Origin of the sequence: Micromonospora sp. NPDC049366 (genome assembly GCF_044466625.1) — a bacterium.
Lineage (GTDB): Bacteria > Actinomycetota > Actinomycetes > Mycobacteriales > Micromonosporaceae > Micromonospora.
Map to the genome: position 1 here is coordinate 222,220 of NZ_JBITMV010000004.1, position 16,723 is coordinate 238,942.

Annotated in this window: 10 protein-coding genes; 9 read left to right on the top strand and 1 reads right to left on the bottom strand. The window is 75.2% G+C overall.

Annotated features, from left to right (window positions below):
• Nucleotides 1-63: 63 nt before the first annotated feature.
• From gltB to ACIBTV_RS08705, 4 genes are all read left to right on the top strand, one after another.
• On the top strand, nucleotides 64-4,776 hold the full coding sequence (gene gltB, locus ACIBTV_RS08690; RefSeq protein ID WP_396703398.1) for a glutamate synthase large subunit: 4,713 nt from the start codon (nucleotides 64-66) through the stop codon (nucleotides 4,774-4,776).
• Nucleotides 4,769-6,277, top strand: coding sequence for a glutamate synthase subunit beta (locus ACIBTV_RS08695; protein WP_396703399.1), 1,509 nt, complete (start codon nucleotides 4,769-4,771; stop codon nucleotides 6,275-6,277). Before gltB ends, ACIBTV_RS08695 begins: the two co-directional genes overlap by 8 nt.
• 161 nt (nucleotides 6,278-6,438) lie before the next feature.
• Nucleotides 6,439-7,971 (top strand): MFS transporter, encoded by a 1,533-nt coding sequence (locus ACIBTV_RS08700; RefSeq protein WP_396703400.1) that lies wholly within the window; start codon nucleotides 6,439-6,441, stop codon nucleotides 7,969-7,971.
• Nucleotides 7,972-8,488: 517 nt separating this feature from the next.
• Entirely contained in the window at nucleotides 8,489-9,025 is a 537-nt protein-coding gene (locus tag ACIBTV_RS08705) for a hypothetical protein (protein ID WP_396703401.1), read from the top strand.
• 89 nt (nucleotides 9,026-9,114) lie between these two features.
• Here ACIBTV_RS08705 and ACIBTV_RS08710 read toward each other — a convergent pair whose 3' ends face one another.
• Nucleotides 9,115-10,653: a M1 family metallopeptidase gene (locus ACIBTV_RS08710; RefSeq protein WP_396703402.1), complete on the bottom strand. Its 1,539-nt coding sequence runs from the start codon at nucleotides 10,651-10,653 to the stop codon at nucleotides 9,115-9,117.
• 237 nt (nucleotides 10,654-10,890) lie between these two features.
• Here ACIBTV_RS08710 and ACIBTV_RS08715 point away from each other — a divergent pair, with 237 nt between their 5' ends.
• The 5 genes from ACIBTV_RS08715 to ACIBTV_RS08735 all read left to right on the top strand — a co-directional run bounded on the left by ACIBTV_RS08715 (nucleotide 10,891) and on the right by ACIBTV_RS08735 (nucleotide 16,551).
• Nucleotides 10,891-13,566, top strand: a complete 2,676-nt coding sequence (locus ACIBTV_RS08715) for an FtsK/SpoIIIE domain-containing protein (protein WP_396703403.1) — start codon at nucleotides 10,891-10,893, stop codon at nucleotides 13,564-13,566.
• Between the two features lie 2 nt (nucleotides 13,567-13,568).
• Nucleotides 13,569-14,510: a hypothetical protein gene (locus ACIBTV_RS08720; protein WP_396703404.1), complete on the top strand. Its 942-nt coding sequence runs from the start codon at nucleotides 13,569-13,571 to the stop codon at nucleotides 14,508-14,510.
• Nucleotides 14,511-14,658: 148 nt separating this feature from the next.
• Nucleotides 14,659-15,315, top strand: coding sequence for a hypothetical protein (locus ACIBTV_RS08725; protein ID WP_396703405.1), 657 nt, complete (start codon nucleotides 14,659-14,661; stop codon nucleotides 15,313-15,315).
• 14 nt (nucleotides 15,316-15,329) lie between these two features.
• Nucleotides 15,330-15,842, top strand: a complete 513-nt coding sequence (locus ACIBTV_RS08730; protein WP_396703406.1) for a SigE family RNA polymerase sigma factor — start codon at nucleotides 15,330-15,332, stop codon at nucleotides 15,840-15,842.
• On the top strand, nucleotides 15,835-16,551 hold the full coding sequence (locus tag ACIBTV_RS08735; RefSeq protein ID WP_396703407.1) for a hypothetical protein: 717 nt from the start codon (nucleotides 15,835-15,837) through the stop codon (nucleotides 16,549-16,551). Before ACIBTV_RS08730 ends, ACIBTV_RS08735 begins: the two co-directional genes overlap by 8 nt.
• The last annotated feature ends 172 nt before the right edge of the window (nucleotides 16,552-16,723 follow it).

Here is a 16,723-nt window from a genome sequence, read left to right on the forward strand (position 1 = left end):
AATAGACCCACGGGCCGACGTCGTCCCCACCATGATCCAACCTGAGTGACGACAGGAGGCCCGGTGGCCTTTCCGTACCCGCATCAGCCGCAGCAGGCCCCCCTCCTCGGCGGGGGCATGCCCGCGGCCGGGCTCTACGACCCCGCCCAGGAGCACGACGCGTGCGGCGTGGCGTTCGTCGCCGACCTGCACGGCCGCCGCTCGCACGACGTCGTCGCGAACGGTCTCGGCGCGCTCTGCCGGCTGGACCACCGGGGCGCCCGGGGCGCGGAAACCAACACCGGCGACGGCGCGGGCATCATGATCCAGGTCCCGGACGCCTTCCTGCGCGCGGTGGTCGATTTCCCGCTGCCGCCCGCCGGGTCGTACGCGACCGGGCTGGTGTTCCTCCCCGACGACGACGCCGACGAGGCCCTGGCCCGCCGGGTCGTCGAGAAGTACGCCCTGGTCGAGGGCGCCGAGCTGCTGGGCTGGCGGGACGTGCCGGTCGACCCGAGCGGGCTGGGTGAGAGCGCGCTGGCGGCCATGCCCCGCATCCGTCAGCTCTTCCTCGCCGCGCGCCGACTGACCGACTCGCCGGCCGGGCCGGCCGGCTCGGCCCTGAGCGGCATCGACCTCGACCGGGTGGCGTTCTGCGTCCGCAAGCAGGCCGAGCGGGAGAGCGCCGAGCGGGGGGTGGCCGCCTACCTGCCGTCCCTGTCGTCGCGCACGATGGTGTGGAAGGGGATGCTCACCCCCGACCAGCTGCCCGCGTTCTACCCCGAGCTGACCGACGAGCGCGTGCAGAGCGCGATCGCGCTGGTCCACTCCCGGTTCTCCACGAACACGTTCCCGTCCTGGCCGTTGGCGCACCCCTACCGGTTCATCGCCCACAACGGCGAGATCAACACGATCCGGGGCAACCGCAACTGGATGCAGGCCCGCGAGGCGCTGCTGCGCACGCCGGACCTGCCCGGCAACATCCGCCGGATCTTCCCGGTCTGCACGCCGGGCGCGTCCGACTCGGCGAACTTCGACGAGGTGCTGGAGCTGCTGCACCTGGCCGGGCGGAGCCTGCCGCACGCCGTGCTCATGATGATCCCCGAGGCGTGGGAGAACGACCCGGGCATGCGCCCGGACAAGCGGGACTTCTACCGCTTCCACGCGAGCCTCATGGAGCCGTGGGACGGGCCCGCGTCGGTCGCCTTCACCGACGGCGAGATCGTCGGCGCGGTGCTGGACCGTAACGGACTGCGCCCCGGCCGCTGGTGGCGCACCGCCGACGGGCTCGTCGTGCTCGGCAGCGAGGCGGGGGTGCTCGACCTCGACCCGGCGCGGGTGGTCGCCAAGGGGCGGCTCCAGCCGGGGAAGATGTTCCTCGTCGACACGACCGCCGGCCGGATCGTCCACGACGAGGAGATCAAGGCGGAGCTGGCCGCCGCGCAGCCGTACGGCGACTGGCTGCACGCCGGCCTGATCGAGCTGACCGACCTGCCGGCCCGCGACCACATCGTCTACACCCACGACTCGGTACGCCGCCGCCAGCAGGCCTTCGGCTACACCGAGGAGGAGCTGAAGATCCTGCTCGCGCCGATGGCGCGTACCGGCGCCGAGCCGATCGGCTCGATGGGCACGGACACCCCGATCGCCCCGCTCTCCACCCGGCCCCGGCTGCTCTACGACTACTTCCACCAGCTCTTCGCGCAGGTCACCAACCCGCCGCTGGACGCCATCCGGGAGGAGCTGGTCACCAGCCTCAGCTCGACCATCGGCCCGGAGGGCAACCTGCTCGACCCCGGCCCGGCGAGCTGCCGGCAGATCGTCCTGCCCTACCCGGTGATCGACAACGACGAGCTGGCGAAGATCCTCTCCATCGACGAGGACGGCGACCTGCCCGGCTTCAAGGCGGTGCGGGTCTCCGGCCTGTACCGGGTCCGTGAGGGCGCGGCCGGCATCAAGGCCCGGCTCACCGAGATCTGCCGGCACGTGTCCGAGGCGATCGAGGACGGCGTACGGATCCTGGTCCTCTCCGACCGCGACTCCAACGCCGACCTGGCCCCGATTCCGTCGCTGCTGCTCACCGCCGCGGTCCACCAGCACCTGGTCCGCGAGCAGACCCGTACGCAGGTGGCGCTGATCGTGGAGTCCGGCGACTGCCGCGAGGTGCACCACGCGGCGGTGCTGATCGGCTACGGCGCCGCCGCGGTCAACCCGTACCTGGCCTTCGAGTCCGTCGAGGACATGATCGCCACGGGCGCGCTGGTGGGGACGGAGCCGGCGACGGCCGTGCGCAACTACGTCAAGGCGCTCGGCAAGGGCGTCTTGAAGATCATGTCGAAGATGGGCATCTCGACGGTGTCGTCGTACTGCGGCGCCCAGGTCTTCGAGGCGGTCGGGCTGGACGCCCGCGTGGTCGAGCGCTACTTCCGGGGCACCCCGAGCACAATCGGCGGCATCGGGCTGGCCGGCATCCACGCCGAGGTCGCCGCCCGCCACGCCCGCGCCTGGCCGCCCGCCGGCGCCGCCGGGTCCGACCGGCTGGAGGTCGGCGGCGAGTACCAGTGGCGCCGCGAGGGCGAGCTGCACCTGTTCAACCCGGAGACGGTCTTCCTGCTCCAGCACGCCACCCGCAGCCGCCAGTACGACATCTTCCAGCGCTACACCGCCAAGGTCGACGCGCTGGCCGCCGAGGCGGGCTCCCTGCGCGGCCTGTTCACCCTGCGCACCGGGGTCCGTCCGCCGGTGCCGCTGGACGAGGTGGAGCCGGCCAGCGAGATCGTGAAGCGGTTCGCCACCGGCGCCATGTCGTACGGGTCGATCTCGGCGGAGGCGCACGAGACCCTCGCCATCGCCATGAACCGGCTCGGCGGCAAGTCCAACACCGGCGAGGGCGGCGAGGACGTCGAGCGGCTGCACGACCCGGCCCGCCGGTCCGCGGTCAAGCAGATCGCCAGCGGCCGGTTCGGCGTGACCACCGAATACCTGGTCAACGCCGACGACCTCCAGATCAAGATGGCGCAGGGCGCCAAGCCCGGCGAGGGTGGCCAACTGCCCGGCAACAAGGTGTGGCCGTGGATCGCCCGGACCCGGCACGCCACGCCCGGCGTCGGCCTGATCTCCCCGCCGCCGCACCACGACATCTACTCCATCGAGGACCTCGCCCAGCTCGTGCACGACCTGAAGTGCGTCAACCCGGCCGCTCGGGTGCACGTCAAGCTGGTCAGCGAGGTCGGCGTGGGCACCGTCGCGGCGGGGGTGGCGAAGCTCAAGGCGGACGTCATCCTGATCTCCGGCCACGACGGCGGCACCGGCGCGTCCCCGCTCAACTCGCTCAAGCACGCCGGCACCCCCTGGGAGCTCGGGCTGGCCGAGGCGCAGCAGACGCTGCTGCTCAACAAGCTCCGTGACCGGGTGACCGTGCAGGTCGACGGCCAGCTCAAGACCGGCCGGGACGTGGTGATCGCCGCGCTGCTCGGCGCCGAGGAGTTCGGCTTCGCGACCGCGCCGCTGATCGTCGCCGGCTGCGTGATGATGCGGGTCTGCCACCTGGACACCTGCCCGGTCGGCATCGCCACCCAGAACCCGGTGCTGCGCGAGCGGTTCACCGGCACGCCCGAGTTCGTGGAGAACTTCTTCCTCTTCCTCGCCGAGGAGGTCCGTGGCTACCTCGCCGAGCTGGGCTTCCGGTCGATCGAGGAGGCGATCGGGCAGACCGAGCTGCTCGACGTCGCCCCCGCCGTCGCGCACTGGAAGGCGAACGGGCTCGACCTCGCACCCGTGCTGCACCTGCCGGAGCTGCCGGCCGGCGCGGCCCGCCGGGGCGTACGGGCGCAGGACCACGGGCTCGACCGGGCTCTGGACAACGAGCTGATCAGGCTCGCCGAGCCGGCGCTGCGCGGTGCCGGGGCGGGGGTGGCCGGCGCCGAGGCGCGGGTCACTCCGGTGCGGGCAGAGGTGCGCATCCGCAACGAGCACCGCAGCGTCGGCGCCATGCTGGGCGGCGAGGTGACCCGCCGACACGGCGGGGCCGGGCTGCCGCCCGACACGGTCGAGTTCGTGCTGACCGGGACGGCCGGGCAGTCCTTCGGCGCGTTCGTGCCGCGCGGGGTGACCCTGCGTCTGCACGGTGACGCCAACGACTACGTCGGCAAGGGGCTCTCCGGCGGTCGGATCATCGTCCGGCCGGACGGGAACGCGCCCTTCGCCGATCCCGACGCCGCCCCCGGCGAGCGGGCCGAGGACCAGATCATCGCCGGCAACACCATTCTGTACGGCGCCACCGGCGGCGAGGTGTTCCTGCGCGGCCGGGTCGGCGAGCGGTTCGCGGTCCGCAACTCCGGTGCGACGGCCGTCGTCGAGGGCGTCGGTGACCACGGCTGTGAGTACATGACCGGCGGGACCGTGGTGGTGCTCGGGCCGACCGGGCGCAACTTCGCGGCCGGCATGTCGGGCGGCACCGCGTTCGTCCACCGGCTCGACCGGGCCCGGGTCAACACCGAGCTGGTCGACCTGGCGCCGCTGGGCGAGGAGGAGCAGGCGGTGCTGCACGACCTGGTGCAGCGCCACTTCGCGGAGACCGACTCGGCGGTGGCCGAGGAGCTGCTCAAGCGCTGGCCGGAGGCGGTGGAGGAGTTCACCGCCGTGGTGCCCCGCGACTACCGCCGGGTGCTGGAGATCATGCGGGCCGCCGAAGCCGCCGGCCGCGACGTCGACGACGCGGTGATGAGCGCGCTCGCCGCCCCCGCGTCGGTGCCGCCCGTCCAGCGGGCGGCCGCCCAGGAGGTGGCTCGTGCCTGACCCGAACGGTTTCCTGCGCTACCCACGACGGGTGCCGGCCCGCCGGCCGGTCCCGGTGCGCATCAGCGACTGGCGCGAGGTGTACCCGCCGGCCGGCGAGGAGCTGATCCGCGAGCAGGCCACCCGCTGCATGGACTGCGGCATCCCGTTCTGCCACGACGGCTGCCCGCTCGGCAATCGCATCCCGGACTGGAACGACCTGGTCCGCACCGGCAACTGGGACGCGGCCGTGGCGTCGCTGCACGCCACGAACAACTTCCCCGAGTTCACCGGCCGGCTCTGTCCGGCGCCGTGCGAGGCGGCCTGCGTCCTCGGCATCGCCGGCGGCGACCCGGTCACCATCAAGCAGGTCGAGGTGGAGATCGCCGACGCCGCCGTCGAGCGGGGTGGGCTGCGGCCGCAGCCGGTGCCGGCGCCGACCGGCCGCTCGGTCGCGGTGGTCGGCTCCGGGCCGGCCGGCCTGGCCGCCGCGCAGCAGCTGGCCCGCGCCGGGCACGCGGTGACGGTGTACGAGCGCGACGACGCGATCGGTGGCCTGCTCCGCTACGGCATCCCCGACTTCAAGCTGGAGAAGCGGCACATCGACCGACGGGTGGCGCAGCTCGCGGCCGAGGGCGTCGAGTTCCGCACCGGGGTCAACGTGGGCGTCGACGTCACCGCCGAACAGCTGCGCGCCCGGCACGACGCGGTGCTGCTGGCCTGCGGCGCCCTTGCGGGCCGGGACACTCCGGAGACCCCGGGGCGGCGGCTGCGCGGTGTGCACCAGGCGATGGCGCACCTGGTGGCGGCGAACCGGGTCGTCGCGGCGGCGGGCGAGGGGCGGCCGGCGCTGGCCGTGCTGCCCGACGGCACGCCGATCGACGCCGCCGGCCGGCACGTGGTCATCATCGGGGGCGGCGACACCGCCGCGGACTGCCTCGGGGTGGCGCACCGGCAGGGCGCCGCAGGCGTACACCAGCTCGACCTCTACCCGCAGCCGCCGGCGGCCCGCGACGAGGAGCGCGACCCGTGGCCCACCTGGCCGTGGATCCTGCGCAGCTACCCGGCGCACGAGGAGGGCGGCGAGCGGGTCTTCGCGGTGGCCGTGCAGGAGTTCGTCGACGACGGCACCGGCCAGGTGCGGGCGGTACGCATCGCCGAGGTGACCGTGGAGAAGCGCGACGGCCGGCGGATCGTCTCCGTGGTGCCCGGCACCGAGCGGGAGCTGCCGGCCGACCTGGTGCTGCTGGCGATCGGCTTCGAGGGCACCGAGGAGCAGCCGCTGCTCACCCAGCTGAGGGTGACCCGCAACCCCCGCGGTGCGGTGGACGCCCGGCCGGACTGGCAGACCGGCACCGACGGGGTGTTCGTCGCCGGGGACATGCACCGAGGTGCCTCGCTGATCGTCTGGGCGATCGCCGAGGGGCGCGCGGCCGCGGCCGGCATTCACGCGTACCTCGGCGGTGGTACGCCGCTGCCGGCTCCGGTGGACCCGGGCGCCCAGCCGCTCGCCGCCCGCTGACCCGACCGACCGTCGCCCCGGCCCCCGCAGGGCCGGGGCGACGTCGCGTGAGCCGCCTCACGAACGTGGGCAAATCGGGGCAAGTGCGCCACACTTGCCGACGGCCGGAACCGACGGGGGGACGGCCTGTCGTCAGGACCGTCGGGTCGGGGAGGTTTGTCGTGGCCACTGGTGCCACGTTCGCCGCGCTACGCCACCGGAACTACCGGATCTGGGCCGGCGCCGGGTTCGTGTCCGTCATCGGTACGTGGATGCAGGTGCTGGGCGTCAACTGGTTCGTGCTGGCGCGCACCGGTTCGGCGACCTCGATGGGCTTCGCCGTGCTGCTCCAGGCCCTCCCCACGCTGCTGCTCAGCGTGTGGGGCGGGGCGCTCGCCGACCGCCTGCGGGCCCGGCCGCTGCTGATCGCCGCCCAGGCGGCCCACGCCGCGCTGGCGGCGGGTCTCGCGCTGGTCGCCGTCACCGGGGCCGGTGGCCTCCCGGCGATCTACGCGATCTCGCTCGTGACCGGCGCGATCTCGGCCATCGAGGGGCCGGTGATGGGTCGGTGGGCCTCGACGCTGGTGGACCGGGAGACCCTCGGCAACGCCCTGGCGCTGGGCTCGCTCACCAACTCCGCCGGTCGCATTCTCGGAATGAGCGTCGGCGCGGTGGTGGTCGCCGCCGTCGGCCCCGCGCTCCTGTTCGTGATCAACTCGGCGAGCTTCGTCGCCGTCGTCGCCGCCCTGTTCCTGGTCCGCGAGGGGGAGCGGCACGTCGGGCAATCGGCGGCCGAACCCACCACCACCCGGGCGGACCGCAGCATCCGGGCCGGCTTCGCCTACCTCCGGCGTCAGCCGGTGGTGCTCGTCGCGCTGGCCCTGTCGTTCGTGCTGGGCAGCCTCGGCCGCAACTACCAGGTCACCATGGCCGCGATGAGCGACGGGCCGCTGCACGCCGGCGCCTCCGGCTACGGCGTGCTCTCCACCGTCTTCGCCGTCGGCACGGTGCTCGGCGCCCTCGTCGCCGCGCGCCGGCAGGAGCTCGGCTACGGCGTCCTGGTCGGCGCCGGCCTGCTCGCCAGCGCGTTGCAGATCGTGGCCGGCCTGGCGCCCGGCACGGTGAGCTTCGCCGCGATCATCCTGCCGATCGCCGCCGCCGCCGTGGTCATCGACACCACGGTCGGGGCCCGTGCCCAACTCGACACCGACTACCTGATGCGCGGTCGGGTGCTGGCCGCCCTGGCGGTCACCGGCTCGGTCTCCGCCGCCGTCGGCGCGCCGCTGCTCGGCTGGCTCTCCGAGCACGCCGGGCCCCGCCAGACGTTGGTCCTGGCCGGCGCGATCGCGGCCGTCGCCACCGTGGCCGCCGCCATCGCCCTGGACCGCCTGCGCGGCGGCCGGCTGCGGCACCGGGTCGCCCAGGCGGTGCCCGCGGTCCGCCGCCCGGTGGGCCGGCTCGCGTCGACCGCCGTCCGCGCCGTCGGCCCCGCCGCCGCCCGGGTCCGCCGCCCGGCGCCCGCGGTCGTGCCGTCGGTCCGACCGCCCCGCAACCCGCTGCCCGTCGCCCGCACCGGACAGGCCCGCCGCGCCGCCGGCCGCCCCGTGCCGGCACCGGGCCGCACCGGCCCGACACCGGTCCGGATCCCCGACCAACGGCGGGGGACGCCCACCCCGGCGGCCGAGGTGACGGCGGAGGCCCCGCTCCCCGGCTGAGCGGTCGTCTCGGTGACGGCGGAGGCCCCGCGCGCCGGCTGAGCGGTCGCATGGAGGGCCGCAACCGGCTCCCGGCCGAGGGTTCCGGCCGGTCGTGGCGGCCGCCCCCGCGGTAGGTCGCATCCCGGGGTCGCCGTCGCGTTGGGCCGGCCCTCCGCGCGACCGCCCGGGGCACGGTCGACCCCCTGACGTCCTGTCGAGCTGCCCCAGATCTGGGGCAGCTCGACAGCATCCAGCACCGGCCGGCGGCTGCCTGCCGAGCCCATCCGGCGGTGCCGACCGATGCCGGCGGCGACCGATGCCGGCGGCGACGCATGCCGGCGGCGACGCATGCCGGTGGCGTCGCATGCCGGTGGCGTCGACCGCTACCGGTGGCACCGACCGATGTCGGCGTTCGGCCGTCGCGTGGCCCTGGCCCGCCGTCGCGGCGCCCGCTGTGGGCAAGGCCATGAACCGCGTCGTCGGCGGACGCGTCTTCGGGATCCGGCGCAACGGAGATCATCGTTACGCTGCGGGCGTGGAGATCGAGGAGCGTGTCCGACGGATCCGTCGGTGGCTGTGGGTCGTGGTGGTGGGCCTGTTTCTCAGCGGGGTGACCGCGTTCCCGTTGGAGATCGAGGTCCGCTGGCTGCTGCGGGCGTTGGAGCCGTTCGCCGACCAGGCACCCGCCCTGGTCGCCTGGATCGAGCGGGTCCACGTCGGCCTGGTGGAGACCGGTGACCGTTATCCGTTCATGCTCTACGGCACCGACTGGCTCGCCTTCGCTCACCTGGTGCTCGCCGTCGCGTTCTGGGGGCCGCTGCGTGACCCGGTGCGCAACGTCTGGGTGGTCCAGCTCGGGATGATCGCCTGCGCCGGCATCGTGCCACTGGCGCTGATCTGCGGTCCGATCCGGGACATCCCGTGGTTCTGGACGCTGATCGACCTCTCGTTCGCCGTCGGTGCCTTCCCGCCGCTGTGGTTCGCCTACCGGCACATCCGTCGTATCGAGGCCGTCCAGGGTGGCTGGCGGCCGACCCGGCCGGTGGCCGAGCCGGCGGCCGCTGCCGACTGACCGGTGTCCGGTCGCCACAGCGGCCGCCGCCGACCCAGCACCCGGTCACCGGGGCGCCCGCCGCCGACGCGACGGCGGGCACCCCGTGCTCAGCGGACCAGGAGGCGGTGCGCCTCACGGATCTTCGCCCACGACGTCGGCTCCACCGGCGGCGCCGCCTTGCGGGCCGCCGACCCGGGCACGTCGGGACGGCCGGCGGTGAACAGCCAGGTGGTGAAGACGTCGTCCAGGTCGAGCCCGGAGATCCGCTCAGCGAGGGCCTGGAACTGCGCGATCGTGCCGTTGCCGTAGCGGTGTTCGGCGGTCCAGGCCGGCAGGATCGCGAAGAACGCGTCGTCGCCGACGGCCAGCCGCAGCTGGTGCAGCGCCATGGCTCCCCGGTCGTAGACGGCGGCGTCGAAGATGCTGCTCGGGCCCGGGTCACCCGGGCGCACCTGCCAGAAGCCCGAATCCTCCGGGTAGCTGGCGTAGGCGAAGTCGAACAGCTCCTGCGCGGTGCCCTCGCCCTGCTCCTCCGACCACAGCCACTCGGCGTACGAGGCGAAGCCCTCGTTGAGCCAGATGTCCTGCCAGCGGGCCAGCGACACGGAGTCGCCGAACCACTGGTGGGCGAGCTCGTGCACGACCACCGAGGTGTTCGCGCCGCGGCGCCAGAAGCCCGGCCCGTAGACCGGTCGGGTCTGCGTCTCCAGCGCGAAACCGATGCCGTCGACCGGCCCGGCGACGCCGCCCTGCGCCTCGAACGGGTACGGGCCGAAGAGCCCGGCGCCCCACTCGACGATCTCGGCCGTGCGCTCGACGCTGGCTCGCGCGGCCGGCCCCAGCTCGCCCAGCGTCGCGCTATAGGCGTTGACGACCGGCTGCCCGTTCGGGGCGGTGTCGGTGACGATGTCGTACTGGCCGATGGCGAGGAAGGCGAGATAGGTGGCGGTGGGGGAGGTGGTCCGCCAGCTCCACCGGGTGCGGTTGCCCGCCTCGGCCAGCGGCGGCCGGGGCTGCACCCCGTTGCTGATCACCTCGACGCCGGTCGGCACCGACACCGAGATGTCGTAGGTCGCCTTGTCCAGGGGGTGGTCGTTGCTGGGGAACCACCACCAGGCCGACTCCGGCTCGTTGACCGCCATCGCGCCGTCGTCGGTACGCGTCCAGCCGGTGTAGCCGCCGACCAGGGTCTCCGACGGCACGCCCGCGTAGCGCACCACGATGGTGAGGTCCTGCCCCTTGGTGATGGTGCGCGACGGCGTCACCACCAGCTCGTGGACGCCTTCGGTGGTCGTGGTGGCGGCCCAGCCGTTGACCCGTACCGAATCGACGTCGAGCAGGAAGTCCAGGTTGAACCGGGAGAGGTCCTGGGTGGCCCGGGCCAGGATCGTGGTGGTGCCGCTGAGCCGGTCGGTGTCGGGGTCGTAGCGCAGGCGGACGTCGTAGTGCGCGACGTCGTAGCCGCCGTTGCCGTAGTCCGGGAAGTAGGTGTCGCCCAGTCCCGGGCCGCCGGGTTGCGGTGCGGCGGTGGTGATGGTCGGCCGGCCCCAGCCCGGTAGGGCGGCGTGGCCGGGGGCGCCGGTGGCGACGGTGCCGGCGCCGGTGAGGGTCAGGACGGCGATGGCCGCCCGGAGACTTCGTCGCACGAGGTGGACTCCCTCCGTCGGGGTGTTCGCCCCGTAAACCTAATCGACATCCATAAACGTGTCCGCCCCGTACGCGACCACCGGAGTGCCCTGTGGAGGTCCGTCATGCCCCACCGACCGCCGGCCCGCGCCGCGCCACGCCGCCCGCGCCGCGCCGCGCGTCGCGGTGCTGTCCCGTTACGGCGGGCGTCCGTTAGGGTCTTCGACGGACACCGGGACGCGGCGGGGAGGCGGACAGTGGGCAGGCTCGCGTCGGCGTACCGGGAGGCCGTCACGGCGCACCGGGCCGCCCGGGCGCACCTCGACGCCGCCCGCGCCGCGATCGACGCGGAACCCACGTCGTCCACTCCGGATGGTTCGCCCGCCGTGCGGCCGCTGGTCGCCCGGCTCGCCGAGGTCGGCGGCGCGCTCGCCACCCCGACCCCCGGCGCCGCCCCGGTCGCGGTCGCGCCGGTTCCGGTCCGGCTCGGCGAGGCGTCCACCCCGGAGGGCGCGTTCCCGGTGCTGGTGCCCCTCGGCGCCGGCCACCACCTGGCGGTGGACACCGACGCCCGCGACCCCCGGGTCGCCGGGCTGCTCCGCGCGCTCGTGCTGCGGCTGCTCGCCACCGCGCCGGCCGGCGAGGTGCGGGTGGTCGGCATCGACACCGCCGCGCTCGGCGCCACCTTCGGGCCGCTGCGCCCCCTGCTCGACGCGGGCGTGCTCGAGCCGCCCGCCACCACGCCGGACGAGGTCACCGCGCTGCTCGACGCCGCCGAACGGCACGCCCGGTCGGCGCAGCACGGCACCCCCGGCGGCGTACCTCTGCTGCTGGTCGTCGCGGCGGCGGCCCCGCCGGCGCGGGAGCTGGCCCGGCTGGCCGCGCTCACCCACGCCGGGCCGGCCGCCGCGGTCTGCGTCCTGGTCGCCGGCCACCCGGCCGCCGGTCCCGGCGACCCGGCGCCGCCGCTGGGCGCGACCACCGCGGTGCGGTTGACCGGGCCGTACGCGCACGTCGGCGACCCGCCCGGCGTCCCGTTCAGCGCCGACGGCGGTGGCCTCGCCGCCCCCGTGACCCTCGACGGCGACCCGCCGGTCGCCTCGGTACGAGCCCTCGCCGAGCACCTCGGCGCCGCCGTGCGACGCGGCGACGCGGTCGGTTTCGCCGAGCTGCTGCCCGAGCGGCGGTGGGCGGAGTCGGCGGGCAACGGTCTGCGTACCGTGGTCGGCCGGGCGGGCCGCGAGCCGGTCACCGTCGCCTTCGACGACGCCACCCCGCACTGGCTCGTCGGCGGGCGCACCGGCGCCGGCAAGACGGTCTTCCTGCTTGACGTCCTCTACGGGCTGGCGGCCCGCTACTCGCCGGCCGAGCTGCAGCTCTACCTCCTCGACTTCAAGGAGGGGGTCAGCTTCACCGAGTTCGTGCCGACCGGCCGGGACCCGTCCTGGCTGCCGCACGCCCGGGCCGTCGGCATCGAGTCCGACCGCGAGTACGGCGTCGCCGTCCTCCGGGAGCTGCGCCGGGAGCTGCACCGGCGGGCCACCCTGCTCAAACGGCACGGCGTCACGAAACTCGCCGACCTGCCCCGGGACACCCCGGTACCGCGTGTGGTGGCCGTTGTCGACGAGTTCCACGTGCTGCTCGCCGGCAACGACGCGCTGGCCCGAGAGTCCGTCGACCTGCTGGAGGAGCTGGCCCGCAAGGGCCGCTCGTACGGGGTGCACCTGGTGCTCGCCAGTCAGAGCATGACCGGCATCGAGGCGCTCTACGGCCGGGCCGAGGCGATCTTCGGGCAGTTCGCGCTGCGCGTCGCGCTGCCCGGTGGCGGGGGCGTGCTCGACCAGGGCAACGCCGCCGCCGCGGCGCTGCCGATCGGCGCGGCCGTGGTCAACACCGCCGCCGGTGCGGTCGGCGCGGACACCGTCGTCCGCTTTCCCGACGCGCACGCGGCCGCGGTGGACCTGACCCGGCTGCGGCACCAGCTGTGGCAGGCCCGGCCGACGGGTGCCCGCCCGCCCGCGGTCTTCAGGGGCTACGAGGCCGCGCGGCTGCCGGACGACCCCACCTTCGCCGGTCTACGCCCCGGCGGTCGCCGCCCGCTGGCCCTCGTCGGCCGGACCGTCGACGTCCACGGCAGCACCGCGATGTTCATCATGGACACCACGCCCGGCCGGCACCTCGCGGTGGTCGGCACCTCGGTGGCGGGTGCCGACGTGCTGCGCGCGGCGACCCTCAGCCTGGCCAGACAGCACGCGCCCGGCGAGTGCCGGTTCCTGCTCGCCCCGCTGGTCGCCGCCGCCGACGAGGTGGCCGACGAGACCGAGGCCGCGCTCGCCGCCGCGGGCCACTCCGTCGAGCGGCTGGACGCCGCGTCCCTGCGCGCCCGGATCGCCGCCCTGGCCGCGGCGGACGCCGGCTCCCCGTCGCCGCCGACCGGCAGCGGCCTGCCGGGGGCCGTGAGCGCGCCGGCGGGGCCGAACCCGGGGGCTGTGAGCGCGCCGGCGGGGCCGAACCCGGCGGCCGGCGCCGCGCCGGAGGGGCTGTCGGCCGGCCGGACGTTCGTGGTCGGGTTCGGGATGGACGCCGCCTCGACGGTGCTCGGCGCGCCCGACCCGCAGACGTTCCGCTCGGGCCTGGACGACCTGCGCACCCTGCTGCACCAGGGGCCGGGCCACGGCGTGCACCTGCTCGGCTGGTGGCGTGGGCTGCGGCGGCTCGCCGACGACCTGGGCGGCTCGCAGAACCGCGACGAGATCGCCTGCCTGGTCGCGCTCAACGTGCCCGGCGCCGAGCTGGGGTTGCACCTCGGCGTGCACGACCTCGCCTACACGCCCCGGCCCGACCGGGCGCTGCTGGTCGACCGGCACGACCAGCGCACGAAGCTGATCGTGCCGTTCGCCCGGGACGCCCACGAGCTGGCCGGGGAGGACTGACGGTGAGCTTCGAGGAGTACGCGGCGCTGGCCCGGCAGCTCGCCGAGCACCGCCGCACCGGCGAGCGGGACGCCGCCGCCGAGACCGAGCGGCGCCGCAACCTGCGGGCCGGCGTGGACTACCTGCACCAGCGGCTCACCGCCCAGGGGCAGCGCCTCGACCAGCTCGGCCGGGGCATCGGGGTCGCCCCACCGCCCCCGGGGCCGCCCACCGGCCCGCTGGACGCACCCCCGCCGGCGGCGCAACCCCCGGGTCCGTCCGCGCCGGTGTCGCCCGCGCCCGTGAGCCCACCGGCCCCACGGCCGCCGCACACCGAGCCGCCGCACGCCCCGGCCGCCGGCCCCGGGCCGGACCCGACGAACACCCACCCGGGACCGGGTGCGGTGGGTGCCGGCGGCGCAGCCGCCGCGCTGGGGCGGCCGGGGGGCGGGGCGTACCCCCAGGTGACGGCGGGGGAGACGCGGCTGGCGCTGCCCGCGGCCGAGAACGCGACGGAGGCCGGGATCCCGGCGCCGCGTGGCGCGGCGGCCGACCCGGTCGCGGAGCTGGAGCTGGCCCGGCGGCACGCCGACGAGGCCGACCGGCACGCGCATCAGGTGGAGCTGCTGGCGCAGCGGCCGGTGCTGCTGCCGACGTGGTCGACGCTGGCGCGGGCGGTCGCGGTGTACGCCGGCTGCGCCGCCGTCGGCGTGGTGCTCATGCTGGCCCTGGTGCTCGCCTCGGGGGTCGGTGTGGTCGACCTCGGGACGCTGTACGCGTGGATGTGCGCCGGCCTGCCGGCCGCCTCGCTGATCGCCGGGTTCCTGGTGCTCGGGCGCTGGGGGAAGCCCGCCGCGGTGGCCGGCACCCCGCCCCGGCACGTCCTGCTGGGCTTCCTGATCTGCTTCGTGCTGGTGCCGCTGACCTACTGCGCCTACCTGCTGGCCGTCCGCGGCCTGCGCTGACCCATCCGCGCAGCACGGAAGGCGAGCCGGCGTGGGGCGGCCGGGCACCCCTTCGTCGTTATCCTTCTGTGATCGTCGCTTTGAACTCAACCTCGCGGGCGATGCGTGTCTGTCGCGAAACATCCCCACCCCCTACGGAGGGAATGCCATGCGACCCATCGCGCTCGGAGTCGTCGCCCTGACCGGCGTCGTCCTGTCCGCCGGATGCGCCGGGAACACCGGCGGCCGGACCGTCGGTGGCTCAGTGGAAGCCTCGTTCTCCTCCCCGGCCGAGCCGGCGGGCCGGTCGTCGCCGCCGGCGGAGGCCGCCACGACGGCTCCGGCGACGCCGACCGCGACGCGGACGACCGGCGCCCGCGCCTCCGACGTGTCGCAGCTGCGCAGGCTCGGCATCGCCCTCGACGCGGGGGTGCTGATCGACGTGGCGGACGACGGTGTCGACCGCTGGTTGGAGGTCGCACGGGACGGATCCGTCGACTTCACCGGCAGCGAGCGCACCGGCACGACGATGATGTCGCTGACGGCGGCCCCCGTCGCCGAGCGGAACCGGGTCCTGCTGAAGCCGCTGTTCTGGAGCGAGGAGGCCGGTGCCGGCTACTGCGTCGTGAACACCGCCGGCGCGGCGCTGCGCCTGGAAGAGTGCGTAACGGGTCACGCAGCCCAGCTCTGGGAGGTCATCCCGGCCGGGGACTCGGGTCAGTTCGAGCTGCGCGGCGCCCACGGCATCCTGCGGGTCGAGGACGGCCGGTTGACCACCGGCGCGTCGGGGCGTACGGGCCTGCAGACCCTCACGTACGCGGACTGAGGACGGCCGGCTCCATGCGCGACCCCGAGGATTTCGACTCCTTCTACGCCGCCTCGTCCCGCCGGGTGCTGGCCCACGTCTCGCTGATGGTGGGCAGCCAGGCGGAGGCGGAGGACTCGGTGGCGGAGGCGTACCTGCGCGCCTGGAACCGATGGCACAGGATCAGCCAGTACGACAACCCGGAGGCCTGGGTGCGTCAGGTGGCCTACCGGCACGCGGTCAGCACCTGGCGCAAGGCGGTGAACCGGCTGCACGCCCACCGCCGCGAGGCCGCCGACGACCACGTGGACGAGCTCAACCCCGACCACGTGGCGATCGTCGGGGCGCTGCGCCGGATTCCCGCCGGTCAGCGTCGGGTGATCGTGCTGCACCATCTCGTCGGACTCACCGTCGCCGAGATACACGCCGAGACCGGCATCCCGGCCGGAACCATCACCACCTGGCTGGCCCGAGGGCGCAGAGCCCTCGCCGGCCACCTGACCGACCGCGACACCTACGAGACGGGCCGGGAGCACCGTGATGCCTGACGACCATCTGCAGGAAGGGATGCGCGCGTACGCCGACCGGGTGGAGCGCGGCGCGACGGTCGCGTCGGCGGGCGAGATCCGGCGCCGGGCCGGACGTCGACGCCGCAACCGGGCGGTCGGCGCGGCGTTCGCCGTCCTCCTGGTCACCGCGCTGGGTGCCGGCCTCGCGATGAACCGCGGTGGCGACCAGGGCCGCCCCTTCGAACCGGCGGTGACACCGAGCACCTCGACCAGTCCGTCCACGGGTATCACCGCCCGGCCGGGACCGCGGCCGACCGGGAACGTCACCTCGAACGTCTCCCAGCTGCGGCAGCTCGGTGTCGACCTGCAGACCGGCGTGCTGATCGACGTGGCGGACGACGGCGTCGACCGCTGGATGCAGCTCCGGGGCGACGGCACGGTCGACTTCACCGGCACCGCCAAGGACGACTCGACGGAGATGGTGCTCCACCCGGCGCCGACGGCCGCCGTCAACCGGGTGCAGATCGTTGCGGGGGCGTTCGGCAACCAGTGCGTGGCGGCCACCCCGGCGCCGCCGTTGACGCTCGTGCCGTGCGAGGTGGACGACGCCACCCAGATCTGGCGGGTGGTGCCGGCCGGCGACTCCGGGCAGTTCGAGCTGGAGGGCGCGTACGGCATCCTGCGCGTCGACGACGGGCTGGTCACCACCTCCGGTGGACGCTCCGGCCTGCAGACGATCCGTTTCTGAGCGGCCGGCGTGCTTCGCGGGTGGGAGCGGGATCCGGATACGCGGGCGCCCCGGGGGGGGGGGGCCCCCCCCGGGCCCCCCGGGGGGGGGGGGCCCCCGGGGGGCGGCCGGGGGGGGCCCCCCCCCGGCCCCCCCCCCCCCCCCCCAGGCGCGGCCGGCGGGCCGCCGGGCC